This window comes from Chromobacterium haemolyticum DSM 19808 (assembly GCF_000711885.1).
In the GTDB taxonomy this organism is placed as follows: domain Bacteria; phylum Pseudomonadota; class Gammaproteobacteria; order Burkholderiales; family Chromobacteriaceae; genus Chromobacterium; species Chromobacterium haemolyticum.
The window spans coordinates 264,928-290,316 of the sequence record NZ_KL543995.1 but is presented as its reverse complement, the minus strand read 5'-3'; the positions used below and the strand labels follow the sequence as shown (position 1 = coordinate 290,316).

Below are 25,389 nucleotides of genomic sequence, written 5' to 3'. Positions count from 1 at the left end.
GCGGGGAAAGGCATTCAATGCAAATCGCTATTCGCCAGGCCGACGAAGAGTCCGTCGGCTCATGGCTGCCCTTATTTCTGGCCTATCTCGATTTTTATCGGACAACGCAGCCGGCGGAGGCCTGCGCCGCCTTTCTGGAACAGCGGCTGCGCAAGGGCGAAGCGGTGGTTTTCCTGGCCGAAGACGCGGCCGGCGTCCAAGGCTTCGCCCTGCTCTATCCTGGTTTCTCCTCGCTAGACTTGCGTCCGCACTGGTTGCTGCACGACTTGTTCGTATCGCCGGCCTCTCGCGGAGGCGGCGTCGGCCAATTATTGCTGGAACATTGCCAGCGCCATGTCGCCGCGCTGGGCGGCGGCGTCACGCTGCAAACCGCGCACGACAACCTGAACGCGCAGCGGCTGTATGAACGATCAGGGTTTAAACTGGATACCGAATTCAGAGTCTATGAATGGAGCGAGTCCTCGTCGTCAGCACCGGCCGCGCCTTGACGCGCCGCCAAGCGCTGCGGCATCCTTCGCCCCCTTGATGACATTGCCCAATGGAGCCGACATGAAACAGCACCGCGTCATTTTCGATACGGACCCCGGCCTGGACGATGCGGTCGCCATCCTGTTCCTGCTGGGCGCGCGCGCTGACATCGAGCTCTTGGGGCTGACCACGGTGGCCGGCAACGTCGGCGTGGAACTGACCACCCGCAACGCCCGCATCGTCTGCGAATGGGCCGGACGCGGCGACGTGCCCGTCTACGCCGGCGCAGACCGGCCGCTGGTCCAGCCCTACCAGGGCGCCGAACATGTGCACGGCGCCAGCGGCCTGGACGGCGCGCCGTTGCACGAACCCGTGATGCCGGTGCGCTCAGAGCATGCGGTGGACTTCATCATCGACACGCTGCGCCGCGAACCTCCGGGCAGCGTCACCCTTTGCCCGGTGGGGCCATTGAGCAATATCGCGCTGGCCCTGCGCCGGGCGCCGGACATCGCCGCGCGCATTGGCCGCATCGTACTCATGGGCGGCGGCTATTTCGCCGGCGGCAATATGACCCCAGCGGCGGAGTTCAACATTCATACCGACCCGCACGCGGCGGACATTGTGTTGCGCAGCGGCGCGCCCATCGTCATGTTGCCGCTGGATGTCACCCACCAGGCAACCACCACCCCGGCGCGCGTGGCGCTGCTGCGCGACCTCCCCAACCGCTGCGGGCCGCTGGCGGCCTCGCTGCTGACGTCTCTGGAGCGCTACGACGTGCAAAAGCTGGGCCAGGACGGCGCGCCGGTGCACGACCCCTGCGTGATCGCCTACCTGCTGCGCCCCGATCTGTTCCGCGGCCGCACCGTCAACGTGGTAGTGGAACTGGCCGGCCACTACACCACCGGAGCCACCGTGGTGGACTGGCACGGAGAATCCGGCCGCGAGCCCAACGCGCTCTACCTGACCGAGGTGGACGCCGACGGCCTGTTCCAACTGATGGCCGACGCCCTCGCCCATCTGCCGTAAACCCAAGGAGGCCCCATGAAAATCGCTCCCGGCATTTATCGCCATTACAAAGGACCGCTCTACGAAGTATTGGGTACCGCCACCCACTCCGAAACCGGTGAACTGCTGGTGATGTACCGCGCGCTTTACGGCGAGTTCGGCCTATGGGCGCGCCCGGCCGGCATGTTCGAGGAAAGCGTCGCTCACGAGGGCCAGACCCTGCCGCGTTTCGCCTTGGTCAAAGCCTTCTGAGCGCCGCGATGCGCATTTTCCGCACCGATCAATTTCCGCTGCCGCTACCGCCCGGCCATCGCTTCCCCGCGCAAAAATACGCGCTGCTGGCGCAGGCGGTGGCGAGGTTCGCCGCCGAAGCAATGGACGCCGCGCCGGCGGCCAGCCGCTACGAGTTGGCGCAGGCCCACGACGACGCCTATCTGGACAAGGTGTTCAACGGCGCGCTCAGCGCCGCCGAGCAGCGCGAGATCGGCTTGCCCTGGAGCCCGCAACTGCTGGAACGCAGCCGTCGCTCGGTGGGCGCCACCATCGCCGCCGCCCGCTGGGCGCTGGCGCGCGGCTGCGGCGTCAACCTGGCCGGCGGCACCCACCACGCCGGCCGCGCGATGGGCAGCGGATTTTGCGTGTTCAACGACATCGCCGTGGCCGCGCGGCTGATGCTGGACGAAGGCCGGGCCCGACGCGCGCTGGTAATAGACCTGGACGTGCACCAGGGCGACGGCACCGCCGCCATCACGCGCAGCGACGACCGCATCTTCACCTTCTCCATGCACGGTGCCGGCAACTTTCCCTTCCGCCGCGAAGCCAGCAACCTGGACATAGAACTGCCGGACGGCGCCAGCGACGAGGCCTATCTCGCCATTCTGGCCGAGCAACTGCCGCGCCTGTTCGCCACGGACCCGGACCTGGTGTTTTACCTGGCCGGCGCCGACCCCTATGCTGGGGACCGCCTGGGCAAGCTGGCGCTAAGCTTCAACGGCCTGGCCGCACGAGACCGCATGGTGCTGGAAGCCTGTCGCCAGGCCAAGGCCGCTGTCGCCGTCGTCATGGGCGGCGGCTACGCGGTGCCAATTGAGGACACCGTGGCGATCCAGACCGAAACCGTGCGCCTGGCTTGGCAAATTTTCGGCGCCGAGGGACAGATCCCTCTCCCCGACACGACTCATACTCATCCCACCCGTCAATGGAGCCAAACATGAAAACCGCAACCTTCGCAGGCGGCTGCTTCTGGTGCATCGAAAGCGCCTACAACCGCTTGGCCGGCGTCCACAGCGCCATTTCCGGCTATACCGGCGGCCCCGGCGCCAACCCCAGTTACAAGGAAGTCTGCGGCGGCCGCAGCGGCCACGTGGAAGCGGTGCAGATCCGCTACGACCCGGCCCAGATCGATTACGACACCCTGCTGCGCGCCTTCTTCGCGTTGCACGACCCCACCACCCTCAACCGCCAGGGCAACGACGTCGGCCCGCAATACGCGTCGGTGCTGTTTTACCACGACGAAGAACAGCGTCAGGCGGCGGAACGAAAGCTAGCGGACCTGGCCGGCGACTACCCGGCGCCCATCGTCACTCGGCTGGAGGCAGCGGCGCCTTTTTATCCGGCGGAAGACTATCACCAGCAATACTTTGATCAACATGGCCACGAGCCCTATTGCCAGATGGTTGTAGCGCCAAAATTGGCCAAGTTTCAGCAACATTTTTCTGTTTACTTGAAGAAATAAGCCACACCCTGCCAGGGGCGAACCCAGCTCCCGGCTTGGTTCGCGCGCCCCGGGCATCGCCGCTATAATCCGGCACAGTAGCGGCGATGCCCAGATTGGCTGCGCGCCGGACGAACCCAACCTCCCCATGGCAGACAAGCACAGCATCATCACTGCATTCCGCACCGCCTTCACCCGTCACCTGGACCTGTTGCGCACCGCCTCCCCCCGCGGACGCCTGGCCTGCGCCGTGTTGTGGCTGCTCACCTTCGCCCTGTTGCTGGGCCAATCGGTGGCGCTGGACCTCAATCAGCAGCATCAAGAACACCAACAGGTGCACAGCCTGATTCTCTCCGGCCTGCAGACCCGCCTGCAGGAAAGCGAGATGCTGCAACAAAGCGTGGTCGACATCGTCGATCAGGAAAACAGCCTGCGTGAAGCGCGCATCCGCCTATTGGTGGAGTCTCTGGCGCGCGAACAGCCTCAGCTCTACTTCATCGGCTACCAGCCGCTGGTCAGCCACGCTTACCGCCGCGAATTCGAACGCATGCGCAGCCAGCTGCAAGGCCAGCCCTACCGCATCCGCGACTACCAGCACCAGCAGGACAACGCCTGGGACCAGCAACAAGCCTGGCGGCTGGCGGCTAAACGGCCGCGCTACCTGCCGCTGAGCATGGCCGAGCCCGGCCTGGCCTCCGACGATTGGCGCGAAATGGGCCTGGACCTGCTGGCCGACACCGTGCTGGCGCCCACCGTCCACCGCGCGATGGGTCAGGGCGAGGCGGTATCCCCGGTGCTGCGCCTCAACAACGGCAAGCAGGCCCTGGCCTTCTTCTCCGCCATCTACAATACCGAAGCCCCCTCGCCAGTGCCGCTGGTGCGCAGCGAGCAGACCGCGGGCATGGTGGTGCAGGTGCTGGCGCTGGACAAGCTGGTCAGCCTGACCCCCAATATGGCGACGCGCTACAGCGTGGCCTTACAGCGCAAGGACAGCGCGCCCAGCGGCTACGACCCGCTCATCTACCGCCATCAGCAACAGGACCAGCCCGGCTGGCTGGCGCAATGGCTGCTGCCGGCCCTGGAAATCCGCAAGAGCCTGGACACGCCCTACCTGCCCTATGAACTGACGGTGCGCCGCCAGCTCAGTTTCGACCGCACCGCTCCGCTGGAACTCCTGCTCAGCGCCGTCTTCTCCATGGTGCCGGCCTACCTGTTGCTAGTCATCCTGGCGCTGCGGGCGCAAAACCGCCAGGCGCAGGAACAGGCGCAAGACAAGCTCCACCGCGAGCGCGAATACGCGATGGTGGCGCTCAGCGGCATCAGCGACGCTGTGATCAGCATCGACATCGACCTGAGCATCCGCTACCTCAACCCGGCGGCGGAAACCCTGCTTGGCCTCAAAGCCCGGGACGCCGCGCAACGCAAGCTGCATCAAGTGGTAAGGCTCAACTATGAGTTTGCGCGCCAGGTAGAGGAGGATCCGGTGCACAAGGCCATCCAGCGCCGCGAAACCGTGCTGCTGGCGCAAAACTGCTATCTGATGCGCAGCGACGGCGAAAAACTGCTGATCGAAGGCTCGGTTTCCCCGCTGCCCGGCCGCGACGGCCGGCTGATGGGCGCGGTGCTGACCTTCCGCGATACCGCGCCGATCCGCCGCCGCATGCTGGCCGCGCTGGAAGCCAGCGAAACCCGCCTGCGCCAGCACGAAATGGAGCTGGCCCGCGTCGCCCGCATCAACACCATGGGCGAGATGGCCTCCGGCATCGCACACGAGATCAACCAACCGCTGTCCGCCATCATGAGCTACTGCCAGGCCGGCCTCAGCCTGCTGGAAGACGAAGAGCCGGACATGGCCATGCTGCGCCGCGCGCTGGATTCCTCCGTCACCCAAGCCAGCCGCGCCGGTCAAATCATCCAGCGCCTGCGCGAATTCGTGATCAAAAAAACCCAGCAATTCACCCCCATCGATCTGAACCAGGTGGTGGACAATGCGCTCAACCTGCTGGAATACGAACTAAAAACCCACGATATTCATATTGAGCAGAATATTTGCCATGATCTGCCCTTGGTCTACGCTGACAACATACAACTGGAACAAGTGGTGCTGAACCTGATGTGCAACGCGCTGGACGCCATGGAAACCGTCGCCCCCTGGGGGCGGCTCAGCATCGCCACTAGCCTGAACGGCCGCTGGATCCGGCTCAGCATAGGCGACAACGGCGCCGGCATCGCGCCGGAATTGCTGGATCGCATCTTCGCGCCCTTCTTCAGCACCAAAGCCAGCGGCATGGGATTGGGCCTGGCCATCTGCCAGACCGCCATAGAAGCGTTTGGCGGCAAGCTGAGCGCACGCAACAAATCAACCGGCGGCGCGGAATTCATCATTGAACTGCCGCAAAGGGACGCGCCGCCGTCAACGGGGTAACCGGCAGGAGTCAAAAACACAATGCAAAACACCACGCCAACCGTCTACATCGTCGACGACGATCCGGCCGTACTGGATTCGCTGGCCATGCTCATCGCCGCGCAAGGCATGCGCACCGTCACCTTCCCCAACGCGATGGAATTTCTCGCCCACTACGGCGGCAACGACATCGCCTGCCTGGTGCTGGACATCCGCATGCCGCAAATCAACGGCCTGGCGCTGCAGGAGCAACTGATCAATAAAAACGTGACCTTGCCCATCGTTTTCATCACCGGCCACGGCGACATCGAACAATGCCGCCGCGCCTTCCAAACCGGCGCCATCGACTTTCTGACCAAGCCGATAGACCAAGCGCGGCTGATCGAAAGCCTGCGCAAAGGCATACGCCTCAGCATCCTGCAACACCGCAAGGAAGAAGAAACCCAGGAAGTGATGGGCCTGCTCGCCCGCATCAGCGGCCGCGAGCGCGAAGTGCTGGAACTGGTGGCGGACGGCATGTCCAGCAAGGAAATCGCCCGGGTGCTGGACCTGTCTCCGCGCACCATAGAAGTACATAGGGCCAACCTGTTCAACAAACTCGGTGTAGACTCTCTGGCGGACCTGGTGCGCTTCTACCTGAAAGCGCTGGAAGCCACCGGCAAGAAACCCAACGACGACAGTTTTTTGAACGATACGCCCACCCCTTACTGAAACAACGCCATGGAACGACTGTTCAAACACGTCTGCCTGGTGGCGCGGCACAGCAAGCCCGCCATCGTCGAATCCCTGCGCCGGCTGGCCGACCACCTGTCCGCCTCCGGCGCCACCGTGCTGATCGACAAAGACAGCGCCACCCAGCAAGAAGCCGGCCCGCACGCGCTGATAGACCGCAACGACATGGGCAAGCTGGCCGACATCGTCATTGTGCTGGGCGGCGACGGCACCATGCTGTCCATCGCCCGCCTGCTGGCCCCCTACCGGGTGCCGCTGATCGGCATCAACCAGGGGCGGCTGGGCTTCATGACCGATATCCCGCTGCACGAGATGCTGGACTCGGTGGACGCCATCCTGCGCGGCGATTTCGTGCCGGAAGACCGCATCCTGCTGCAAGCCGCGGTGATACGCGAAGACGCCGAGGTGGCCAACGCGCTGGCGTTCAACGACGTGGTGTTCAGCCGCGGCGCGATGGGCTCGATGATAGAATTCGAAGTTTTCATCGATAACCAGTTCGTCTACAGCCAACGCTCGGACGGCCTCATCGTCTCCACCCCCACCGGCTCCACCGCCTACTCGCTGGCCTCCGGCGGCCCCATCCTGCACCCCACGCTGCAGGCCATCGCCTTGGTGCCCATCTGCCCGCAATCGCTGAGCAACCGCCCCATCGCGGTCAATGACTCCTGCGAAGTGGAATTCATGCTCACCCGCGGCCTGGACGCGCGCGTGCACTTCGACGGCCAATCCCATTGCGACCTGATGGAAATGGACCGCGTGCTGATCCGCCGCTACCGCAACCCGCTGCGCATTCTGCACCCGGTGGGTTACAACTACTACGACATGCTGCGCCACAAGCTCCACTGGGGCGAGCGCCTGCTCTGACACCTGACGCGAACACCCATGCTCCTATCGCTGACTGTTAAAGACTTCGTCATCGTCGACAGCATCTCGCTGGATTTCCAAGCCGGCTTCACCGTGCTCACCGGCGAAACCGGCGCCGGCAAGTCCATACTGCTGGACGCCTTGAGCCTGCTGCTGGGCGACCGCGCAGAAGGCGCCCAAGTGCGCGAAGGCGCCGAACGCGCCGAGATCACCGCCGAATTCGACACCCGCGGCCGCCCGGAAATCGACGCATGGCTGGAAGAAAACGGCCTCAACGGCGACGACGACGTGCTCCTGCTGCGCCGGCTGCTGGATAAATCCGGCCGCTCGCGCAGCTTCGTCAACGGCCAAGCCGCCACCCTCAGCCAACTCAAGCAGCTGGGCGAATTTTTGGTCGACATCCACGGCCAGCACGCCCACCAGTCGCTGATGAAAGCCGACGCCCAGCGCCAGCTGCTGGATGCCTACGCCGGCTCCACCGCGCTGGCCCGCGACGTGCACAAAGCCTGGCAGGACTGGCAAGCCGCCCGCCGCGCCCGCGCCGACGCCGAACGGCTGTCGCGCGAATCCGAAGTCGAGCGCGAAAGGCTGAACTGGCAGATCAACGAACTGAGCGAACTCAATCTACAGCCGGACGAATGGAGCGCGTTGAACCAAAGCCACTCCCGGCTGGCCAACGCCGCCGAACTGGCGCAAAGCGCACAGCTGGCGGTGGACACCCTGTCCGAGATGGACAACAGCTGCCTGACCATGCTGTCCCAGGTGCAAACCCGGCTCAGCAAGCTGGCCAACCTGGACCCGCGGCTGGCGGACACCCTGTCGCTATTGGACTCCGTGGACGCCGAACTGCGCGAAGTGGTTTACAGCCTGCGCGACTACGCCAGCGACATCGACGAAAACCCCGGCCAGCTGGCCGAAGTGGAAAGCCGGCTCGACGCGCTGATGAGCATCGCGCGCAAATACCGGGTTCAGCCGCAAGACCTGCAGGAAAAACTGGACGACTGGCAGCAGCAGCTGCAAGCACTGGAAGCCTCCGCCGACATCGAAGCGCTGTCCCTGGCGGAAACCTCCACCTTGGCGCGCTACCGCACGCAGGCCGAAGCGCTGTCCGGTAAACGCCGCCAAGCCGCCAGCGAGCTGTCCGCGCGCATCGGCGCGGAAATGCAGCACCTGGCGATGAGCGGCGCGCGCTTCGCCATCGAGCTGGCACCCCTGTCCGAGCCCAGCGCCCACGGCCTGGAATCCATCGAATACCTGGTGGCGGCCAACGCCGGCACCAGCCTGCGCCCGCTGGCCAAAGTGGCCTCCGGCGGCGAACTGTCCCGCATCAGCCTGGCCATGCAGGTGGTGATCAGCCAAGTGGCCAGCGTACCCACGTTGATCTTCGACGAAGTGGACGTCGGCATCGGCGGCCGCGTCGCAGAAGTCATCGGCCACATGCTGCGCCAGCTGGGCCAGCGCTACCAAGTGCTGTGCATCACCCACCTGCCGCAAGTGGCCTCCTGCGGCAGTCACCACTGGCAGGTCAGCAAGAGCGAGCACAAAGGCCGGGTCAAGAGCCACATCGAACCGCTGGACAGCGAACAGCGGGTGCTGGAAATCGCCCGCATGCTGGGCGGCGTGGAGCTGACCCAGACCACGCGCGAGCACGCGGCGGAAATGCTGGCGTCAAATGCACCGGCCCTCTAGTCAAAGCGGCTAAGACCCGCTAGAATTGCGCCCTCTTACCGATTCGGGGAGTGCGGCAGGTCGGGCTCATGCCGTGATCTTGCACTCTGCTCGTATCGGTAATGACCAGACGCTGGAGGTTTGGGTGAGTGGTTTAAACCAGCAGTCTTGAAAACTGCCGACGGGCGACCGTCCGTGGGTTCGAATCCCACAGCCTCCGCCAATATCAAAAGCCCGGACATATGTCCGGGCTTTTGTCTTTTTCGCCTTGTCTCCAGGCAGTCTACTTGACTAAACCATCCCACCGCTAAGCAATCCACAACTGCAACCTCTCTCGCGCGCATTCAACGCTGTACATCGCCTCCAGCAAACTCCACAAAGCTTGTGGAGACCGCGCGGCGACCAACGGCGTTTGACGCGATGGCTGGCGGAATATCTCCCGGCGCAGCGCCTCGGGCAATTGCTGGCCGGCGCGCAGCACCACGGCAGCGACGGCTGGCTGGCGGACACGCCTCACGGCGTGATGCCCTTGCGCTTTCCGCCGGCCAACGCCTACGGCGTGCTGGATCACTGGGTGTCGCCGCCCGGTCTGGCGGAAATCTACGTCCCCTTGCGCCTGCTGGCGCGGGACGAGGGTTGCGAGCTGCTGTTGACGCTGTTCCGCCAGCCGGGCGTCGACGACGCGCAATTCGAAGCCGACGCCGACTGGGTGGCGCGCGATCTGGCCGCGGCCAAAGCCTGGCTGGAGCGGGACTGAGCGGCCGCGTTCAGTGCGCCGCCTGCGCCGCTTCGGCGGTGAAGCAGTGCAGCACGTGCCGGCCTATGCTGCCCGCCAGATATGTGCGCTCGGTACTCATAGAGGTCGGGACGGCGCTCCAGGCGGCGCGCCCACTCTGAAAACGTGTTTACGCTCTTGCAAGCAAGAGCGAGGCTTTGAACCGACTCTTGAATATTATTCTGAACGCATGCAATGCGCAGTCTGTTTTCAGACCAAAGGGGCATGAAAAGAGAAAGTTCCGGCGCAAAAAACCACACGGACAGCCACGAAAAACTTGGTTGCGGCTACCTTTTAGCGGCTTTGATCGAATACATCAGTTCATCGCCCTCCGCCAGTAAGGCCTCGATGGAGAAATGGCGCTCCGCGTCCAGCTCCACGATGCCGACGGAAAACGCCAGCGGATACGGCTGCCCGGAGCTGGCGTTGTAAGCGTCCAGATGGCGTGCGAATTTGGCCATCGCCGCCTGCGCCCGCTCCTGCCCGACATCGGACAGCAACACCACGAACTCGTCTCCACCTAGCCGCGCCAGCAAGTCCGCGGATCGAAAAGAGCCATGCATCAGCTCAGCAAAGGCCGCCAGCGCCTGGTCGCCGGCGGCGTGACCGAAGCAATCGTTGATCGCCTTGAACTTGTCCAGGTCCATAAAAGCCAGGCTGACCGGCAGGTTTTGCCGCGCGCAGAAATTGAGGCTGTACTGCGCCAGCAGCCGGAAACCTCGCCGATTGGAAAGGCCTGTCAGTTCATCCGTAGTGGCGGCCTGGAAGGCAATCAGTTCCGCCTCCACCATGCGCGCCAGATCGTGCAGCGCCTGTGCGTCGTCGTGATCGAACTCCCGCGGCTGGACATCGATCACACACAGAGTGCCCACCTTGGCGCCGTTGGCGGCATGCAGCGGACAACCGGCGTAGAAACGGATATGCGGCGCGCCCGTCACCAGCGGATTGTCGGCGAAACGTTCATCCGCCAAGGCGTCCGGGATGTAGAAGATGTCATCGCCCAGAATGGCGTGGCCGCAAAAGGAAATATCGCGCTCTGTTTCCACCGTCGACATGCCGACGCAGGACTTGAGCCACTGGCGGTTTTCGTCCACTAGGCTGACCAAGGCGATAGGCACCCGGAACAAGCGCTTGGCCATGCGGGTTAGCCGGTCGAAACGCTCCTCCGCCGCGGTGTCCAGCACGCCCAACGCGCGTAGGGTTGCCAAACGCTGCGGCTCGTCCGCCGGAATGTCCGGTGTCTTCATGCCCGCCTCCTGCACGTCGATTCGCCGCCTGGGGCGGCCACACAATGATAATAGCATCACATGGCGCAAACCCAATGCCGGAGCCTGACGGACCTGCGGCTTAGAGCCGCTAACAAAACCTCGCAGAGAACCTGAGCCAAGGCGCGCCGACGCAGGCAGTACAAGTAGTACGACAAGGAGGCGCAACGCAGGATCAGGGGTTTGGTTAGCGGGTCTTAACGCGGACGCCAGCCGCTTTCCGTCAGCGCGCTCAGCAAGCGCTCGGCCTTAAGTCCATGCGCCGCGCGACCGTGGTTGCCCATCAGATCTCCCGCCGCCAGCAAGGCGTTGACGATGGCCTCTTCCACCGCTTCCGCCGCCGCCTCGAACAAGGGCGACAGATGGTCCGCGTTCACCATTTCCACCGCGCAGGTCAACTCGCCCTTGCCGGCGTAATCGGTCATCGGCAAGCCCTGATTGCCAGTGGCGAAGGCCACGAAGATGTCGCCGCTGGAGTCCTCGGTGCCGCCGCCAGTGCGGGCGATGCCGATGCCGGCGCGCTGCGCCAGCCGCCGGCATTGATCCGGCAACAAGGGTGCGTCGGTGGCCAGCACCGCCACGATGGAACCCATGCCGGGCTGCGGCAGCCGTCCAGTTTCAAACGGAGAGGGAATCTCCATGCAACTCAGCTGGCGGCCTACCGGGTAGCCCTCCACCAATAGCGAGCTTCGCTTGCCATGATTGGCCTGCACCAACGCCCCCACGGTCCAGCCGCCCGCCTCCGCCGGCAGCCGCCGCGAGGCGGTGCCGATGCCGCCTTTGAATTCGTGGCAGATCATGCCGCTGCCGCCGCCCACGCTGCCCTCGGCAGGCAAGCCGCCGCTGGCCGCCTTTTGCGCGGCGCGCGCGTGCTCCGCCGTCACGTGGAAGCCGTTGATGTCGTTGAGCAGGCCGTCAAAGGTTTCCAGCACCACCGGCATGGTCCAATACAGCTGAGGCTCTCCGGCCACCACCTCGCGCTCGCTGGCGATCAAGGCGTCTCGCACCACGCCCACGCTGTGGGTATTGGTCAGCGCGATCGGCGTGCTCAGCACGCCGGCCTCGCGCAGCCACTCCAGCCCGGTGGCGTCGCCGTTGCCGTTCAAGACATGCACGCCGGCAAAGCACGGCCTGCGCCGCGCCAAACCCAGCCGCGGCTCAATCACCGTGACCCCCGTGCGTGCGCGGCGGCCGTCGTCGAAATCCGCCCAGGCGGCGGCATGCCCCACCCGCACGCCGGGCACGTCCGTAATCGCGTTCAAGGGGCCGGGCTCGCCCTGGCCGATGCGAATGCCCAATGCCCTGGCTCGTTTCAACATAATCACCTCTCTTTCTGTTCTTCAACGATCAATACCGCGACAGGCTGCTTACGGCCCGCCAGCAAGAGCCCGGTCAGCGCGATGCCGCCGATAATCCACCAGTCGCGCGTCGGCGCGTCCCGCAGCACCGCCCACAACAGGGCCAGGCTGCCAACCGCCGCCAGCAAGGGCGGCCACGGCCAGCCCGGCATGCGGTAAGGGTGAGGGTGCAGGCCCAGGCGGCTGCGCAAGGCCGCCAGCGCCAGCAATAAGTAGTTCAGCATCAGGATGATTACGGTGAAGGAAGCCAGATCGCCCAAGCTGGAATGAAAGGTCAACAAGGCGGACGGGATGGCCAATGCCAGCGTGGCCACCCAGGGCGTGCCAAAGCGCGGATGGATGCGCTGCAGCGCCCGGCTCGCCGGCGCCGGCCACAAGCCGTCCCTGCCGCTGGAGTACAAAAAGCGACCGCTTTGCACCACGATGGCGATGATGGCGTTGAATACCGATAAAAAGATGCCGCCGCTGATCACCCACGCCAGCGTCGGGCTGCTCAAATGACTCAGCACGTAGTTGATGGGGTCAGCCTGCCGGCTCATCTCCGCCAGCGACGGCGCCCCCAGGATCAAGGCGGTCACCGGTATCAGCTCCACCAGTACCACGATGGACAGCGCAGCCAGCACCGCCCGCGCCACCGGCCGGCCGCTTTCTCGCATGTCCTCGGCAAAGTACACCGCCCCGCCAAAACCGTTGTAAGCGAACACGGCCGTCCCCACCATGGCGAAGATTGTCGCGGCGGACACCGCGCTCGGGCCGCCGTCGGCCCCCGCCTTTACCGGCTGCCACAGCACCGTCGCCGGCTGTTGCGCCTCGCTGAAACCCAGCCAGGCGATCAAGGCCAAGGCGGCCAGCTCCAGCAGCAGGAAGGAGCCGGTCAGCCAGGCGTTCAGCTTGATGTCCAGCACCGCGATGCCGAAGCACAGCACAATCATGGCCAGCGCCACTTCAGCGCCGTCCAGCCGGGTGCCCAGCGCGGAATTCAGATAGGGCGCGGCGCCGGTGGCCAGCACCGCGGGAATGAACAGCAGCAGACACAGAATCAGCAGATACATCTGCAGGCTGAGCGCTCGGCCGAACACCCGCTCGATGATCACGTATTCTCCGCCGGCGTTGGGGTGGGCCGCGCCCAGCTCGGCGTAGCAAAGCGCGAACGCGACGGCCAGCGCCGCCGCCAGCGCGAAGGCCAAAAAAGCCCCGCTGCCGGCGCCTTGCAGTGCAAACGGCGCAATCACGAAAATGGAACTGGCCGGCGTCACGCCGGATACGGTAATCAACACGACATCCGTCACGCTCAACGAGCGGCGCAATCCCGGACTGCTTGCTTCTTGGCTCATGCTGTTCTCCTCTTGTCGCTATGGTCTTGTAGTCAGACTTGCGGAAGACAGTGTATTTTGACGCGAGAAGGTGCCCAATCACCGTGATGGGTTACCCCAAGCGGGGATTGCCGGATGGAAGCTTTGTTGAAGGAACTGCCGCTGCACCATCATCTGGCTCAGCTGATGGCGCAAATCGGCCTGCCCGGGTTTTGGCGTCAGATGGTTTTACTGTTGCGCGGCGGCGTGCCGCTGGACAATGCGCTGGCCGCCTGTTACCACACGGATGCGCCGCCGCGGATTCTGGAAGAGTGCGATTTTCAACATCAGGCCGCGGCGTCGCCGATGGCGCTTTACTGCCAGGGGCTGTACCTGCTGGACCCCTTCTATCAATACACCCAGCATCCCTTTGTCGACGGCATCCACCACTTGCCCGACATCGCGCCGGACCACTTCCGTCAAAGCGAATATTTTCAACGATACATGAGCGGCGAAGTCGGCGTGGACGAGGTTCAGGTGCTGCTGCGCGTCGATGCGGGACAGGTCTTGTCATTGTCGCTGGGCAAGGCCAGCGAGTTCGAGCCCGCCGACATCGGCAAGCTGCGCGTGATGCAGCCATGGCTGCTGTCCGCAATGCGGCGCCACTGGCAGTTGTGCTCCGCGCCCGCCCCGCCTTCTGCCCGCCTGTCCGACCAACTGACTCAAACGCTGAGTCATTTTGGCCACGGCAAGCTGTCAGAGCGCGAAGCCGAGGTGGCGCGGCTGACGCTGTGCGGCCTGTCCAGCAAGGCCATCGCCCAGCAATTGGCCATTTCGCCGGAAACGGTCAAGGTGCACCGCCGCAATCTGTATCTGAAGCTCGGCGTGGCCAGCCATGCCGAGCTGTTCAATTGCTATATCGAGCAACTACGCGGCAGCGAGCCTTAGAGCCTGTTCAAAGTCTCGCGAGCAGGGGCGAGACAAGGCGAAAACACGTTCTTAGAACCTGTTCACGATCTCGCGAGCAAGAGCGAGACAAGGCGAAAACGAGCGAAAAAGCGGAATGGTCGAGTGGTACATGAGCATTTTAAGCTTGTTTTTAACGCCGTATCGCCGCAGCGCAACAGATCGTGAACAGGTTCTTAAGGTTCCGCTTAGTTTCCCAGCCACTTGGCCGACAAGCCGGCGAACTCGCCGTTTTGCAGTGTCTGGCTCAGCCACTGGTCCACCCAGGCTTTCCAGCGCCAGTCATTGGGCAGCAGATAGGCTTTTTGCGAAAAGTCGAACGGCTTGTCCGGGTGTACCGCACACAGCTCCGGGTGCAGCTTTTGCTGGTAACGGGTTTCCACCGCATCGGTCACCATCAGATCCGCCTTGCCGTCCATGATCTGCTTGAAAATGGTCACGTTGTCCGGATGCACGGTCAACGCGGCCGCCGGCAGGCGGGCGCGAGCGAACTTTTCATTAGTGCCGCCCGGGTTGACGATCAGTTTGACCTGAGGCTGGTTGATCTGGGCGATGGTCTGGAAACGCTGGGCGTTTTCGCAGCGGGTGATCGGCGTCTTGCCGTCGTTCAGATAAGGCAAGGAGTACAGCGCCCTCTTCTGCCGCTCCAGATTGATCGACACCCCGCTCATCGCGATATCGAACTTGCCGGCAGCGTGGTCGCGCATCAGCGTCGGCCAGCTGGTGGCCACCAGCTCCAACTTGACGCCCAGCGCCCGCGCCAGGCTCTGGGCCATTTCGATATCCAGGCCGCGGTAGTCGCCGCCGGAATCGCGTTCGCTGAACGGGCGGTAGTCGCCGGTGGTGCCCACCCGCACGCTGCCGCGTTGCAGAATGTCGTCCAAGCGGTCCGCCAGCGCCGGCTGGCCCGCCATCAGGCTGCCCACCAACAGGCAGCCCAGCATTTGTTTTTGCTTCATCATGGTCGTTTTTTCTTGTGATGTTTACTCGGCGGGCGCTGCCAGCACCCGGCTCGAGCTATCTGCTGACCCGCAGCAGAACATGAACAGATTCTCAATAAGCCAGCGGAAAGGCGAAGACTTCGCGCTGATAGGTTTCCACCACCACGCTGAACGGCGCGTTGTCGCTGCCGCGATACAGCACGGCGCGGTGTTGCAGCACTTGCTGGGCGATATCCAGCCCGGCGGCGGCGGTCTCCGAAGCAGCGGCTTTCATTTCCCAGCCAGCCGGCAACGGCGACCACAGCAGCTTGACCTCCTCGGTCTGCCTGCGGAAATTCAGCGCGGCTACCGCGCGGCCAAACGGCACATCGCTGCTGTCCAGCAGGCGGTTCATTTCCGCGCTCAGCTTGGAGGGCAGATACCAGTTATCGGCCTCGGACAGCACGTGTTCGCCGCAGGCCAATTGCACGCGGCGGTAGGCGATGCGTTCGCCCGGCCGCGCCTGCAACTGGGCGCGCACTTCCGCGCTGGCGTCCTTGTGGTCCGCCGGATTGCGCAAGGCGCGAATCTGGGCCGGCGACGCCATCCGGTGATCGGCGCACCACTGCTGCAAAGTGCGGGTGGCGCTGCTATTGCTCAGCAAGGTGGCGTTCAAGGTTTGCAACAGAGCCAGCGCCTTGACGCGGGTGTCGCGGCCATCCTGCCAGCCGGGATAGGACCAGGCCTCCGCCAAGACCGGTCCGGCGGTCAGCCACAAACAGCCTGCGGCCAGAAGCGTTTTTTTATGCATTGGGATTCCCAAGTCAATCATGGAGCGGAAAATAATAAAGCAAAAACTTTAAGTTTGATAGCAAGCGGTCGCTGAGCATTCTGTCTTCATTTGCGCGCCGCCCCGCCTGCTTCCCGGTGCGCTCCCGCCGCCCGCAACTGGGCGAGAAAAGCCGGCGCTTCCCGTTGCCGTTCTAGTTCCGCCCAGATTCTGCCCGGCAGGCCCGGCTCGCGGTACGCCAATTGGCGAGACAGTATCAGAAAATAAGGCTTCTCTTCCAAAGGCAGCCGGCAGCGCTCTATCGCCTCCGCCAGCTCGGGATGGTCGTGCAGAATCTGCTCCGCGCGCGGTGTTTGCAGCGCCGCGCCGCTTAAGCGCCGCAAGCGCAACATTTGCAGGATGGCCAGCGGATCGCGGTTGCTGTCGTCTATCGCCACCTGCTGCTTGCGCAGGAAAACACCGATGGAAAAATCGGTCTGCATGCCTATCGGCGCCATCCCGCTGGATAGACGCGCGCCGTCCCAGTCCACCGTGGTGCCCTTGAGCCGGTACAGGGAGTAAGTGGCGCTATGCAGCCGCTGGCTGGCGTCCGGCTCGCCATCCGACAACATGGGGTACACGCCCCATTGCAAGCGCTCGGGCAGGAAGCTGGCGGCGAAAGCGCCGTCCATCTTGCCTTGGCGCAGCATATTGATGCAGCGCCGCCACGGCATTGGATGCAGGGACAGCTCCCGTTTCAACCCGCTCTGCAGGTGTTTGATCAGTTGAATGTCCAGCCCGCCGCCGCGGCCGTCCAGCCAGGGATAGGAGGCCTGGTCCTCATAGCAGAGCAGCAATGGCTCCGCCGCCGCGCTCAGCGGCCAGGCCAGCGCCAACACCGCTCCCGCAAGACTTAATCCCCGCCTCTTCATTGCCTTGTCCATTAATGAGCGATGGTTCCTTTATCGCTCATGCCGCCGCCGCATGCCAAACCGCCTATTTCCGGGGCAAAACCTGCTGGCGCTCCAGCAAGTCGAAGATGCCTGGGCGCGCCGGCTCGCCATCGTAATACGGCGCGCTTTCCAATCGCCCCACTTGTTTCAGATGGCGCACCAGCACCTTGCCGCTATCCGGATACACGCAAACCTCGTGCGGGTCGTTGACGCCGATGCCGAGGTAGACCAGGTCTTGATCGAAGGGATTAGCGATCTGATGCGCGACGCCGGTGCCCGCAGGGCAGGAAATACAGTCTCCTGGACCGATTTCCTGCAGGCTATCGCCCAAGCGCAGCACTCCGCGCCCGGACAACACATAGAAGATTTCATCCTCGCGGGCATGGGAATGAAAGGGACAGCCCGCGCGCCCGGGCGGCAGGCGGGTCAGATTGGCGCCTAGCCGGCCGGGCAAGGCGTCCAGCGCCGGCGTCAACGGCTGATAGCTGCCGCCCCACCCATCCCCTTCCCGATAGTCCACGGCTTCCACCTGGTCGATATTGACCACATGCGACGGCTTGCTCATCTTGCGCTCCTTAAAACCGCTCACAAAACCCCTGACCCTGCGTTGAGCCTTCTTGTCGCACTCAAGGCCTGAGTCGGCGCGCCTTGGTACAGGTCTCCGCGAGGTTTGCTTAGCGGCCCTTAGAACCTGTTCACGATCTGCTGCGCGTCGGCGATACGGCGTTGAAACCGTCCTCGAATGCTCATGCACCACGCGTCATTCCGCTTTCTCAGCCGTTTTCGCCTTGTCTCGCTCTTGCTCGCAAGACTTTGAACAGGCTCTTAAAATGGCCCGCCGCCGGTAAATGTCAACATCATCCTGCAAATCCGTTCCGCCAGACAAGCGTCAATCCAATCCGCGCAGCAAATCCGTCATGACTCGCACGGTTTCGACACAGGTTTCCATTCTGTCATACTCGTCCATGCCCACCGCCCCCATGCTCACCTCGGCTTGGCGATAGCGCATCGCGCTGCTCACCCTGCTCCGAGCAGAGGCGTGGAATTCACGACAACCAGTGGCCCGCGCCAGCTCGGCCAACGTGTCCGGTCGCACACCGCTGCCCGGCATCAGGGTCAAGCGCTCTCCGGCCTGACGACGCAAGCGGCCGATCAAAGCCGCCCCTCGCAGCGCGTCCGGCGCCTGGCCGGAGGTCAACACGCGCCGGCAGCCGCTGGCGATGACCTGCTCCAGCGCCAGTTCCGGATCTCGCGCCATATCAAAGGCGCGGTGGAAGGTGGTTGTCATCGGCCCCGCCAGCCGCACTAGCTCGCGCGTGCGCTCCACATCCACGTCGCCGTCCGCGGTCAGCAAGCCCAGCACCACCCCGTCCGCGCCCAGTTCGCGGCAGGCCAGCACGTCGCGGCGCATGACTTCGAATTCGTCGTCGGAATACAGAAAATCACCGCCGCGCGGACGCACGATCACATGCAGGCCGATGTCCAGCCTCTGCCGCGCCAGTGCAATCATACCCGGCGACGGCGTGACCCCTCCGGTTTCCAGGCTGGCGCATAATTCCACCCTGGCCGCCCCGCCCCGCGCGGCGGCCAGGCAGGACGCCAGCGAGCCGGCGCACACTTCCAACTGTCTATCTTGCGACAAAATATCCCCCTTGCCAGGCTGAATGCCTTGCGGATTTTGACCCGTTTCGCCGGCCGCGTTAAGCTGCGCGCTCGAGGTGACGCGAACGTAAGTCGATATGCTCTATTTTGAAGATTTGAAAGCGGGACAATTGTTCCACAGCCCCACCCACGTACTGAGCGAGGAAGAGCTGATCGGCTTCGCACGGCAGTATGATCCGCAGCATTTCCATACCAACCCGCAAAGCGCCGCGGACAGCCTGTTCGGCGGCCTGGCCGCCAGCGGCTGGCAGACCAGCAGCCTGAGCATGCGGCTAGTGACCCAGACCGAGCTTGGGAAGATGGCCAACGGCCTGATCGGCATGCAGATCGACAAGATGCGCTGGCCGCAGCCCACCCGCGCCGGCGACGCCTTGCGCGTCGCCGTGGAGGTGCTGGACAAGCGCCGCTCCAACAGCCAGCCTGGCTTCGGCGTGGTGAAAGTGCGCTGGACCACCCTCAATCAACGCGACGAGGTGGCCATGCAACTGGAGTGCTCGATCTGGGCGCAATGCCGCGCCCAGCCTCAAGAAGACGCGCCCCGTCCGACGACGCAGCACGCCTGAGCCGAGCAGCCCGGATCAGCGGCGAACCTGGATCAGCTCGGCGTTGCGCAAGGCCTGCAAGGTGTTGCCGCCGGCGTAGCTGATCGACGACTGCAGGTCTTCCTTCAGTTCGCGCAACAGCTTACCGATGCTGCCCTTGTACTCCACCAGGATTTTCTTGCCTTCGACGTTGACGTAGGCGCCCTTGTTGAACTGAGAGGCGCTGCCGAAGTATTCCTTGTAGTGTTTGCCGTTGATCTCGACGATCTCGCCGGCGGATTCGTCGTAACCGGCGAACAGAGAGCCCGCCATGACCATGCTGGCGCCGCAGGCCAGCGCCTTGGCGATATCGCCGTGCTCGACGATGCCGCCATCCGCGATCACCGGCACTTTGACCGCGGCCACGCAGTCCTGCACCGTGGAAATCATCGGACGATGGAAGCCAGTCTTGTTCTTGGTGATGCAGACGCGGCCGCCGGCGATGCCGGCCTTGATCGCATCGCAGCCCCAGCTTTCCAGGTCGCGCGCGGCCTCCGCGGTGGCGATGTTGCCGCCGATCAGGAAAGTACCGGGGAAGAGCTGCTTGATGTGCTTGATCATGCGCTCCGCCTTCACGCACCAGGCGTTGGCGATGTCGAGCGTCATGTACTCAGGGGTGAGCCCCGCTTGCTTGAGCGCGTCCAGTTGTTCGAGGGTGTCTTCGTTGACGCCTACGCTGATGGAGGCGAACAGACCTTTTTCCTGCATGGCTCGGGTGAAAGCCACCGCGTCCACATTGAAGCGGTGCATGGTGTAGAACCAGTTCTGAGCTGCGAAGAGCTCGCTGGTCTCGGCGCTGACCACCGACTTCATATTCGACGCGTAGACCGGCATGTCGAAACGGCGCGGGCCGAACTGCACCGAGGTGTCGCATTCCTTGCGGCTGTCCACTACGGTTTTTTTCGGCACCAGATAAACGTCGCCGTAATTGAGTTCTGTCTTGATCATGCGTGTGCTCCCAAAGCGGAAATAGAGTCAAAAAACGAGGGGCCCCAAATATAAACGGGAGCCCCGACGGCTCCCGTTTACAGTGTCCCCTGCGACGCCTCGTTTGGCTCGCACGCACTTACCGGTACACCTTACGCCGCCGGTTTCTTCACGTCAAGCCATTTTATTTCAGATCAAGACAAAATTTTTCACTTGTCGCACCAGCTTTCGTCTCCCTCGCCCAGCCAGTTGAGCAGCGGCTGCCAGGCTTCTCGGTCGCGCTGGGTGCGCGACGGCGGCAGATCGAACAGGGACAGCCCGCTGGAAGCCGCCTGCACGTAAAGTTGGGTGTCGCGCAACCAGGTCAACACCGGCACTTCGTGGTCCGCCAGAAATTTCTCCAGCGCGCGCGCGGAGCGAGTGCGAGGGTCCACCCGCATGCCCACCACCGCCATAAAAGCCTTGTTCTTCCGAATGGCCTTCTCTTCCAGCAGTTGCTCGAAAAAAGCCTCGCTCGCCCACATATCGAACGGCGACGGCTGAATGGGCACCAGGATGCGGCTTACCCGGGACACCAGCGCCGCCAGCTTCTTGCCGTGCAGGCCCGCCGCGCTGTCCAGCACCACCACCTCGGTGCCCTTGGGCGGCCGCGCGGCCTCGCCGGCCTTGACCTCCCAACCCGCGATGGAGGGCAGCGCAGCGTCGCGTTGCGCCAGCCAGCCCAGCGAGGATTGCTGCCGGTCCACATCGCCCAGCATCACGCGTTTGCCGCGCGCGGCGTAATAGCAGGCCAGATTGGTCGCCAAGGTCGATTTGCCGCTGCCGCCCTTGGGATTGGCTACCAATACCGATTGCACATCCGCCTCCTCTGCCGTTTGCGATGGGACACTATACCAGAGGGCGAGCGCTTGCCGCAGCCGGGCTATAGGCGTATGGTCGAAGCCCGGAAAAGGAGTCCGCATGCCGCAAAATTATGACGCCATTCTGCTCGACATGGATGGCTTGATGATAGATACCGAGAGAATTTCCATGGAGTCCTGGCGCCGAGCCGCCGACGAGCTGGACGTGACGCTCAGCGATCAGCTGCTACTGGACATGGTGGGCCTGTCCATGCGCCGCTGCACCGAATTCCTCAGCGAAAAGCTGGGCAATCAAGACGACGCCGTCGCGCTGCAGAACGTGGGCCGCAGGCATTACTGGCAGATGCTGGAACATGAAGAGATTCCGCTGAAGCGCGGCATCGAGGCGCTGTTGGACTGGGCGCTCGCGCAGAGCCTGCCCCGCGCGGTGGCTACATCCACCCAGCGTCAACTGGCGGACATCAAGCTGGGCCGCACCGGGCTCTCGCGTTATTTCGACACTGTGGTGGCCGGCGACGAAGTGGCCCACACCAAGCCGGCGCCGGACGTCTACCTGGCCGCCGCGCGCAAGCTAGGCGTCGACCCTCAGCGCTGCGTAGTGCTTGAGGACTCGATTTACGGCCTGCACGCCGGCGTTGCCGCCGGCATGCGCGTGATTCTGGTGCCGGACCTGGTGGCCCCGCCAGCGGACCAGACCCATCACGCGCAGGCGGTGTGCCAAGACCTGCATCAGGCCCTGGACGTACTGCGCCAGCTGGCCTGACGTTTAGCGCCTGTTCAAGATCTGTTGCGCTGGCTCGCGCTTGCTCGCAAAGTCGTTGCTGGACGCCAGCATCCGTTTTCTCAGCCGTGGCCGCGGATGCGCGCGATCAACTCATCGCGCACGTCCTCGGCCTGGTCGTTGCCCACCTGGCAAGTGCCGGCCGCCTCGTGCCCCCCGCCGCCGTACTGCAGCATCAGCGCGCCGACATTGGTGCGCGAAGTGCGGTTAATGATGGACTTGCCCACCGCGAACACCGTGTTCTGGCGATTGACGCCCCACAGCTGATGGATGGAGATATTGCAGTCCGGGAACAGCGCGTAAATCATGAAACGATTGGTCGGGTGAATCACATCTTCATGCAGCAGATTCAACACCACCAGGTTGCCATAGACGCGGGAACAGCGCCGGATCTGCTCCTTGGCCAACGCCTCGTGTTTGGCGTATAACTCGACGCGCTCCTGCACATCCGGCAGGGCCAGGATCTGATCGATGCTGTGATCTCGGCAATAACGAATCAAGTCCAGCATCAACTGATAATTGCTGATGCGGAACTCCTTGAAGCGCCCCAGCCCCGTGCGCGCGTCCATCAGGTAATTGAGCAGCACCCAGCCGGACGGGTGCAGCACTTCCTGCAGCGTGTACTGCGCGGAATCGGCCTTGTCCACCGCCTCCATCATCTCGTCGCTGATATTGGGAAACGCCTGCTTGCCGCCAAAGTGGTTGTACACCACCCGCGCCGCCGAGGGCGCCTTGGGGTCTATCACATAATTGTCCGCGCTGGAGTTGCGCAGGGTTTCGGAAAGATGATGGTCGATGACCAGATGCGCCGCCGCCACGTACGGCAGGTTGGTGGTGATGTCGTTCTCGGTGATCTCCACCTTGCCGTCCTGCATGTCCTTGGGGTGGGCGAACTTTATCTCGTTGATCAGATTCAGCTCGTTGAGCAGCACCGCGCACACCAGTCCGTCGAAATCGCTGCGCGTCACCAGGCGATATTGCTGTTGCGACATGAGTTCCCTCTCTCCAGCTTGAAGGGCCGGCGCGGCCCCGCCCGCGCCGTACGGCGCCTCAGTCGACCGGCGACACCTCCAACGCGCCGGCCATCCCGTCCGTCAACGCCGCCAGCAGGGCCTCCGCCTCGGCGAGAGGCAAGCTCAGCCTCAAGCTCACCCGCTCGCCGTAACTGGGGGCCGACACCGGCACCCCCAGCTCTTGGCATAAATGGCGCAGACGCGCCTCGCCGGCGAAATCCACCGTCGCCTCGTAATCTCCGCGCGGCACCACCGCCACCAGGCTGGCCGCGTCCATCGCGGCGTTAACAGCTTGAGTGTAGGCTCTGACCAAGCCGCCCGCACCCAATTTTATTCCTCCGAAATACCGCACCACCACCGCCAGCACATCGCAGACGCCCTTGTGCCTAAGCACGTTGTACATTGGCCGCGCAGCAGTGCCGGAAGGTTCGCCGTCGTCGTCCAGCATGGAATCCGCGCCACACAGCAACACCGCGCAGTAATGACGCGCATCCGGCCATTGGGCGCGGATCTCCGCCAGCCGCGCCTGCGCCTCCTCCCGGCTGCTCACCGCTTGCACAATGCCGATGAAACGGCTCTTCTTGATTTCAACCTCGGCCTGCGCCAACGCTTGCAAATGGAACATTCCGTCCCTCTGGGTGTCTGAAGGGGTGGATTGTACCCCTATCGCCGGCAAAGCACCGGGGCAAGCACTATAATGAAAACGGGAATGCGCCTTGTTCACCTTAAAGGAGCCAAAGCCATGATCATCCTGCTCGTCGTGCTCGCTTCGCTGCTTGCCGTAGTCTGGGTCATGCTGGACAAATTCTGGCTGGATGACGAGGAAGAGGCTCGCCTGTCCCATTATCTGCCGGACAAAGATCATGTCTAAAGAACCGGTTTGATGTCCGCCGCGCTTCGGCAAAGCGGCATTGAACCGACTCTTGAGAGCGCGTTCGTTTTTGAGGGACACGCTCCCGCTCGCTTGTCATTCCGCGGCGATGGCATGAAAATGAGCGCATTAATTTGACAAGGGCATCATCTTGCCGCTAACCGCCATCTGGATTGCCAGCGCGCTGATCGCGCTGATCGCCGAGTTCTACTCCGGCACCTTTTACCTGCTGGTCGTCGCCGTCGCCATGTTGTGCGGCGGCGTGTCCGCCTGGCTGGGCGCGCCCGAAGCCAGCCAATACGTGATCGCCAGCATCGCCGGCGTGGCCGGCGTGGCGCTGGTCTACGGCTACAAACGCCGACATCCGCCCCTCCCCGCCCAGCCGCGGGCCGACGACCCGGACCTGGGTCAGCCGGTGCAAATTCTCCACGCCCCCGCCTCCGGCCACGCCCGCGTGCAATACCGCGGCGCGGCCTGGGACGCCGCCCCGGTCGATGGCGCGCCGCTGGAAACCGGCGCCACCGCCTACATCGTCGGCCGCGACGGCAACCTGCTCAAAATCAGTTCAACCCAACCGGAACAATAAGACCCATGGAACTCCTGCCCCTGATCCTGCTCGCCGCCGTCATCGTCTTCGTGTTCAAATCACTGGCCGTGGTGCCGCAGCAGAACGCTTACATCGTCGAGCGCCTCGGCCGCTACCACGGCACGCTGGCTCCCGGCCTCAACATCATCATTCCCTTCATCGACCGCATCGCCTACAAGCACAGCCTGAAGGAAGTGCCGCTGGACGTGCCCAGCCAGGTCTGCATCACCCGCGACAACACGCAACTGAAAGTGGACGGCATCCTCTACTTTCAGGTAACCGACGCCCAGCGCGCCTCTTACGGCACCAGCAACTTCATCATCGCCATCACCCAGCTGTCGCAAACCACGCTGCGCTCGGTGATCGGCAAGATGGAGCTGGACAAGACCTTTGAGGAACGCGACGAGATCAACCAGACCGTGGTGGCCGCGCTGGACGAAGCCGCCGTCAACTGGGGCGTGAAAGTGCTGCGCTACGAGATCAAGGACCTAGTGCCCCCACAGGACATCCTGCACGCGATGCAGGCGCAGATCACCGCGGAGCGGGAAAAGCGCGCGCGCATCGCCCAGTCCGAAGGCTTGAAGATGGAACAGATCAACCTGGCCAACGGCTCGCGCGAAGCGGCGATCCAGAAATCCCAGGGCGAGATGCAAGCCACCATCAACAATTCCGAGGGGGACAAACAGGCCGCCATCAATAAAGCGCAGGGCGAGGCCGAGGCGCTGCGCCTAGTGGCGGACGCCACCGCCGACGCGATCAAGCGCGTGGCCAGCTCCATCCACACCGAGGGCGGTCTGGAAGCGGTCAACCTGAAAGTGGCGGAGCAATATGTCGCGGCCTTCGGCAAACTGGCCAAGGAAAACAACACCATCATCCTGCCTGCCAACGTGGCCGACGTAAGCTCGCTGGTGGCCAGCGCAATGAGCGTGGTCAAGCAAACCCAGCGCTGACGCTG

Annotated in this window: 28 protein-coding genes and 1 tRNA gene; 17 read left to right on the top strand and 12 right to left on the bottom strand. The window is 63.6% G+C overall.

Features of this window, described 5'->3' with window-relative positions; translation table 11 throughout:
* Positions 1-17: 17 nt before the first annotated feature.
* The 11 genes from BR71_RS20965 (at position 18) to BR71_RS20915 (ending at position 9,612) form a co-directional block, all read left to right on the top strand.
* Entirely contained in the window at positions 18-488 is a 471-nt protein-coding gene (locus BR71_RS20965) for a GNAT family N-acetyltransferase (protein WP_052370954.1), read from the top strand.
* A gap of 61 nt (positions 489-549) precedes the next feature.
* Positions 550-1,494 (top strand): nucleoside hydrolase, encoded by a 945-nt coding sequence (locus tag BR71_RS20960; RefSeq protein ID WP_043641755.1) that lies wholly within the window; start codon positions 550-552, stop codon positions 1,492-1,494.
* A gap of 15 nt (positions 1,495-1,509) precedes the next feature.
* A complete protein-coding gene (locus tag BR71_RS20955; protein WP_043593565.1) occupies positions 1,510-1,725 on the top strand; it encodes a DUF1653 domain-containing protein in 216 nt (71 codons plus the stop codon).
* Between the two features lie 8 nt (positions 1,726-1,733).
* Positions 1,734-2,687: a histone deacetylase family protein gene (locus BR71_RS20950; protein WP_081862776.1), complete on the top strand. Its 954-nt coding sequence runs from the start codon at positions 1,734-1,736 to the stop codon at positions 2,685-2,687.
* Entirely contained in the window at positions 2,684-3,208 is a 525-nt protein-coding gene (msrA, locus tag BR71_RS20945) for a peptide-methionine (S)-S-oxide reductase MsrA (RefSeq protein WP_043641752.1), read from the top strand. The genes BR71_RS20950 and msrA overlap by 4 nt, the downstream gene beginning before the upstream one ends.
* Before the next feature lie 127 nt (positions 3,209-3,335).
* Positions 3,336-5,612 (top strand): ATP-binding protein, encoded by a 2,277-nt coding sequence (locus BR71_RS23185; RefSeq protein ID WP_052370952.1) that lies wholly within the window; start codon positions 3,336-3,338, stop codon positions 5,610-5,612.
* Between the two features lie 21 nt (positions 5,613-5,633).
* Positions 5,634-6,302 carry a response regulator transcription factor gene (locus BR71_RS20935; protein ID WP_043641750.1) on the top strand — a complete coding sequence of 223 codons (669 nt, stop codon included), beginning with the start codon at positions 5,634-5,636 and terminating at the stop codon, positions 6,300-6,302.
* 9 nt (positions 6,303-6,311) lie between these two features.
* Positions 6,312-7,187 (top strand): NAD kinase, encoded by an 876-nt coding sequence (locus BR71_RS20930; protein ID WP_019103054.1) that lies wholly within the window; start codon positions 6,312-6,314, stop codon positions 7,185-7,187.
* Between the two features lie 18 nt (positions 7,188-7,205).
* Positions 7,206-8,876 carry a DNA repair protein RecN gene (recN, locus tag BR71_RS20925; RefSeq protein WP_043641747.1) on the top strand — a complete coding sequence of 557 codons (1,671 nt, stop codon included), beginning with the start codon at positions 7,206-7,208 and terminating at the stop codon, positions 8,874-8,876.
* A 114-nt stretch (positions 8,877-8,990) separates the two neighbouring features.
* Positions 8,991-9,078: transfer RNA gene (locus BR71_RS20920), tRNA-Ser, on the top strand.
* Between the two features lie 189 nt (positions 9,079-9,267).
* Positions 9,268-9,612, top strand: a complete 345-nt coding sequence (locus tag BR71_RS20915; RefSeq protein WP_052370950.1) for a hypothetical protein — start codon at positions 9,268-9,270, stop codon at positions 9,610-9,612.
* A gap of 305 nt (positions 9,613-9,917) precedes the next feature.
* Here BR71_RS20915 and BR71_RS20910 read toward each other — a convergent pair whose 3' ends face one another.
* From BR71_RS20910 to BR71_RS20900, 3 genes are all read right to left on the bottom strand, one after another.
* A complete protein-coding gene (locus BR71_RS20910; protein ID WP_043641744.1) occupies positions 9,918-10,877 on the bottom strand; it encodes a GGDEF domain-containing protein in 960 nt (319 codons plus the stop codon).
* A gap of 215 nt (positions 10,878-11,092) precedes the next feature.
* Entirely contained in the window at positions 11,093-12,214 is a 1,122-nt protein-coding gene (locus tag BR71_RS20905) for a DmpA family aminopeptidase (RefSeq protein ID WP_043641743.1), read from the bottom strand.
* Between the two features lie 2 nt (positions 12,215-12,216).
* Positions 12,217-13,587 carry an APC family permease gene (locus BR71_RS20900; RefSeq protein WP_043641742.1) on the bottom strand — a complete coding sequence of 457 codons (1,371 nt, stop codon included), beginning with the start codon at positions 13,585-13,587 and terminating at the stop codon, positions 12,217-12,219.
* 114 nt (positions 13,588-13,701) lie between these two features.
* Here BR71_RS20900 and BR71_RS20895 point away from each other — a divergent pair, with 114 nt between their 5' ends.
* Positions 13,702-14,493, top strand: coding sequence for a helix-turn-helix transcriptional regulator (locus BR71_RS20895; RefSeq protein WP_043641738.1), 792 nt, complete (start codon positions 13,702-13,704; stop codon positions 14,491-14,493).
* Between the two features lie 206 nt (positions 14,494-14,699).
* Here the strand turns inward: BR71_RS20895 and BR71_RS20890 are convergent, their stop codons facing one another.
* The 5 genes from BR71_RS20890 to BR71_RS20870 form a co-directional block, all read right to left on the bottom strand.
* Positions 14,700-15,473, bottom strand: coding sequence for a transporter substrate-binding domain-containing protein (locus BR71_RS20890; protein WP_081862775.1), 774 nt, complete (start codon positions 15,471-15,473; stop codon positions 14,700-14,702).
* 91 nt (positions 15,474-15,564) lie between these two features.
* Positions 15,565-16,242 (bottom strand): hypothetical protein, encoded by a 678-nt coding sequence (locus BR71_RS20885; RefSeq protein WP_043593544.1) that lies wholly within the window; start codon positions 16,240-16,242, stop codon positions 15,565-15,567.
* Positions 16,243-16,328: 86 nt separating this feature from the next.
* Positions 16,329-17,132 (bottom strand): type 2 periplasmic-binding domain-containing protein, encoded by an 804-nt coding sequence (locus BR71_RS20880; protein WP_162179245.1) that lies wholly within the window; start codon positions 17,130-17,132, stop codon positions 16,329-16,331.
* A 64-nt stretch (positions 17,133-17,196) separates the two neighbouring features.
* On the bottom strand, positions 17,197-17,718 hold the full coding sequence (locus BR71_RS20875; protein ID WP_052052229.1) for a cupin domain-containing protein: 522 nt from the start codon (positions 17,716-17,718) through the stop codon (positions 17,197-17,199).
* Positions 17,719-18,042: 324 nt separating this feature from the next.
* Positions 18,043-18,795 carry a copper homeostasis protein CutC gene (locus BR71_RS20870; protein WP_043641736.1) on the bottom strand — a complete coding sequence of 251 codons (753 nt, stop codon included), beginning with the start codon at positions 18,793-18,795 and terminating at the stop codon, positions 18,043-18,045.
* Positions 18,796-18,892: 97 nt separating this feature from the next.
* On the opposite strand from BR71_RS20870, the gene BR71_RS20865 reads away from it, so the two are divergent.
* Positions 18,893-19,378, top strand: a complete 486-nt coding sequence (locus BR71_RS20865; RefSeq protein WP_019100372.1) for a MaoC family dehydratase — start codon at positions 18,893-18,895, stop codon at positions 19,376-19,378.
* Between the two features lie 15 nt (positions 19,379-19,393).
* Here BR71_RS20865 and BR71_RS20860 read toward each other — a convergent pair whose 3' ends face one another.
* Positions 19,394-20,344 carry a GMP reductase gene (locus tag BR71_RS20860; protein ID WP_043641733.1) on the bottom strand — a complete coding sequence of 317 codons (951 nt, stop codon included), beginning with the start codon at positions 20,342-20,344 and terminating at the stop codon, positions 19,394-19,396.
* A gap of 188 nt (positions 20,345-20,532) precedes the next feature.
* The gene (locus BR71_RS20855) at positions 20,533-21,180 is read right to left on the bottom strand and encodes a ParA family protein (RefSeq protein WP_043641731.1); all 648 of its coding nucleotides are present in this window, start codon (positions 21,178-21,180) and stop codon (positions 20,533-20,535) included.
* A gap of 103 nt (positions 21,181-21,283) precedes the next feature.
* On the opposite strand from BR71_RS20855, the gene BR71_RS20850 reads away from it, so the two are divergent.
* Positions 21,284-21,946, top strand: coding sequence for an HAD family hydrolase (locus BR71_RS20850; RefSeq protein ID WP_043641728.1), 663 nt, complete (start codon positions 21,284-21,286; stop codon positions 21,944-21,946).
* A gap of 80 nt (positions 21,947-22,026) precedes the next feature.
* Here the strand turns inward: BR71_RS20850 and BR71_RS20845 are convergent, their stop codons facing one another.
* Positions 22,027-22,956, bottom strand: coding sequence for a DHH family phosphoesterase (locus BR71_RS20845; protein WP_019100376.1), 930 nt, complete (start codon positions 22,954-22,956; stop codon positions 22,027-22,029).
* Between the two features lie 58 nt (positions 22,957-23,014).
* Positions 23,015-23,602 carry an IMPACT family protein gene (locus BR71_RS20840; RefSeq protein ID WP_043641726.1) on the bottom strand — a complete coding sequence of 196 codons (588 nt, stop codon included), beginning with the start codon at positions 23,600-23,602 and terminating at the stop codon, positions 23,015-23,017.
* Between the two features lie 117 nt (positions 23,603-23,719).
* Here BR71_RS20840 and BR71_RS25040 point away from each other — a divergent pair, with 117 nt between their 5' ends.
* The 3 genes from BR71_RS25040 (at position 23,720) to BR71_RS20830 (ending at position 25,384) form a co-directional block, all read left to right on the top strand.
* Positions 23,720-23,848 (top strand): hypothetical protein, encoded by a 129-nt coding sequence (locus BR71_RS25040; protein ID WP_019100378.1) that lies wholly within the window; start codon positions 23,720-23,722, stop codon positions 23,846-23,848.
* Positions 23,849-23,999: 151 nt separating this feature from the next.
* Entirely contained in the window at positions 24,000-24,434 is a 435-nt protein-coding gene (locus BR71_RS20835; protein ID WP_043641722.1) for an NfeD family protein, read from the top strand.
* 5 nt (positions 24,435-24,439) lie between these two features.
* Positions 24,440-25,384, top strand: a complete 945-nt coding sequence (locus BR71_RS20830) for an SPFH domain-containing protein (RefSeq protein ID WP_043641720.1) — start codon at positions 24,440-24,442, stop codon at positions 25,382-25,384.
* Positions 25,385-25,389 lie beyond the last annotated feature (5 nt).

Excerpts from the sequence above, each read along its gene's own strand:
- BR71_RS20965 (WP_052370954.1), top strand. The coding sequence starts at position 18 with ATGCAAATCGCTATTCGCCAGGCCGACGAAGAGTCCGTCGGCTCATGG.
- BR71_RS20960 (WP_043641755.1), top strand. The coding sequence starts at position 550 with ATGAAACAGCACCGCGTCATTTTCGATACGGACCCCGGCCTGGACGAT.
- BR71_RS20955 (WP_043593565.1), top strand. The coding sequence starts at position 1,510 with ATGAAAATCGCTCCCGGCATTTATCGCCATTACAAAGGACCGCTCTAC.
- BR71_RS20950 (WP_081862776.1), top strand. The coding sequence starts at position 1,734 with ATGCGCATTTTCCGCACCGATCAATTTCCGCTGCCGCTACCGCCCGGC.
- msrA (WP_043641752.1), top strand. The coding sequence starts at position 2,684 with ATGAAAACCGCAACCTTCGCAGGCGGCTGCTTCTGGTGCATCGAAAGC.
- BR71_RS23185 (WP_052370952.1), top strand. The coding sequence starts at position 3,336 with ATGGCAGACAAGCACAGCATCATCACTGCATTCCGCACCGCCTTCACC.
- BR71_RS20935 (WP_043641750.1), top strand. The coding sequence starts at position 5,634 with ATGCAAAACACCACGCCAACCGTCTACATCGTCGACGACGATCCGGCC.
- BR71_RS20930 (WP_019103054.1), top strand. The coding sequence starts at position 6,312 with ATGGAACGACTGTTCAAACACGTCTGCCTGGTGGCGCGGCACAGCAAG.
- recN (WP_043641747.1), top strand. The coding sequence starts at position 7,206 with ATGCTCCTATCGCTGACTGTTAAAGACTTCGTCATCGTCGACAGCATC.
- BR71_RS20910 (WP_043641744.1), bottom strand. The coding sequence starts at position 10,877 with ATGAAGACACCGGACATTCCGGCGGACGAGCCGCAGCGTTTGGCAACC.
- BR71_RS20905 (WP_043641743.1), bottom strand. The coding sequence starts at position 12,214 with ATGTTGAAACGAGCCAGGGCATTGGGCATTCGCATCGGCCAGGGCGAG.
- BR71_RS20900 (WP_043641742.1), bottom strand. The coding sequence starts at position 13,587 with ATGAGCCAAGAAGCAAGCAGTCCGGGATTGCGCCGCTCGTTGAGCGTG.
- BR71_RS20895 (WP_043641738.1), top strand. The coding sequence starts at position 13,702 with ATGGAAGCTTTGTTGAAGGAACTGCCGCTGCACCATCATCTGGCTCAG.
- BR71_RS20890 (WP_081862775.1), bottom strand. The coding sequence starts at position 15,473 with ATGATGAAGCAAAAACAAATGCTGGGCTGCCTGTTGGTGGGCAGCCTG.
- BR71_RS20885 (WP_043593544.1), bottom strand. The coding sequence starts at position 16,242 with ATGCATAAAAAAACGCTTCTGGCCGCAGGCTGTTTGTGGCTGACCGCC.
- BR71_RS20880 (WP_162179245.1), bottom strand. The coding sequence starts at position 17,132 with ATGAAGAGGCGGGGATTAAGTCTTGCGGGAGCGGTGTTGGCGCTGGCC.
- BR71_RS20875 (WP_052052229.1), bottom strand. The coding sequence starts at position 17,718 with ATGAGCAAGCCGTCGCATGTGGTCAATATCGACCAGGTGGAAGCCGTG.
- BR71_RS20865 (WP_019100372.1), top strand. The coding sequence starts at position 18,893 with ATGCTCTATTTTGAAGATTTGAAAGCGGGACAATTGTTCCACAGCCCC.
- BR71_RS20860 (WP_043641733.1), bottom strand. The coding sequence starts at position 20,344 with ATGATCAAGACAGAACTCAATTACGGCGACGTTTATCTGGTGCCGAAA.
- BR71_RS20850 (WP_043641728.1), top strand. The coding sequence starts at position 21,284 with ATGCCGCAAAATTATGACGCCATTCTGCTCGACATGGATGGCTTGATG.
- BR71_RS20845 (WP_019100376.1), bottom strand. The coding sequence starts at position 22,956 with ATGTCGCAACAGCAATATCGCCTGGTGACGCGCAGCGATTTCGACGGA.
- BR71_RS20840 (WP_043641726.1), bottom strand. The coding sequence starts at position 23,602 with ATGTTCCATTTGCAAGCGTTGGCGCAGGCCGAGGTTGAAATCAAGAAG.
- BR71_RS25040 (WP_019100378.1), top strand. The coding sequence starts at position 23,720 with ATGATCATCCTGCTCGTCGTGCTCGCTTCGCTGCTTGCCGTAGTCTGG.
- BR71_RS20830 (WP_043641720.1), top strand. The coding sequence starts at position 24,440 with ATGGAACTCCTGCCCCTGATCCTGCTCGCCGCCGTCATCGTCTTCGTG.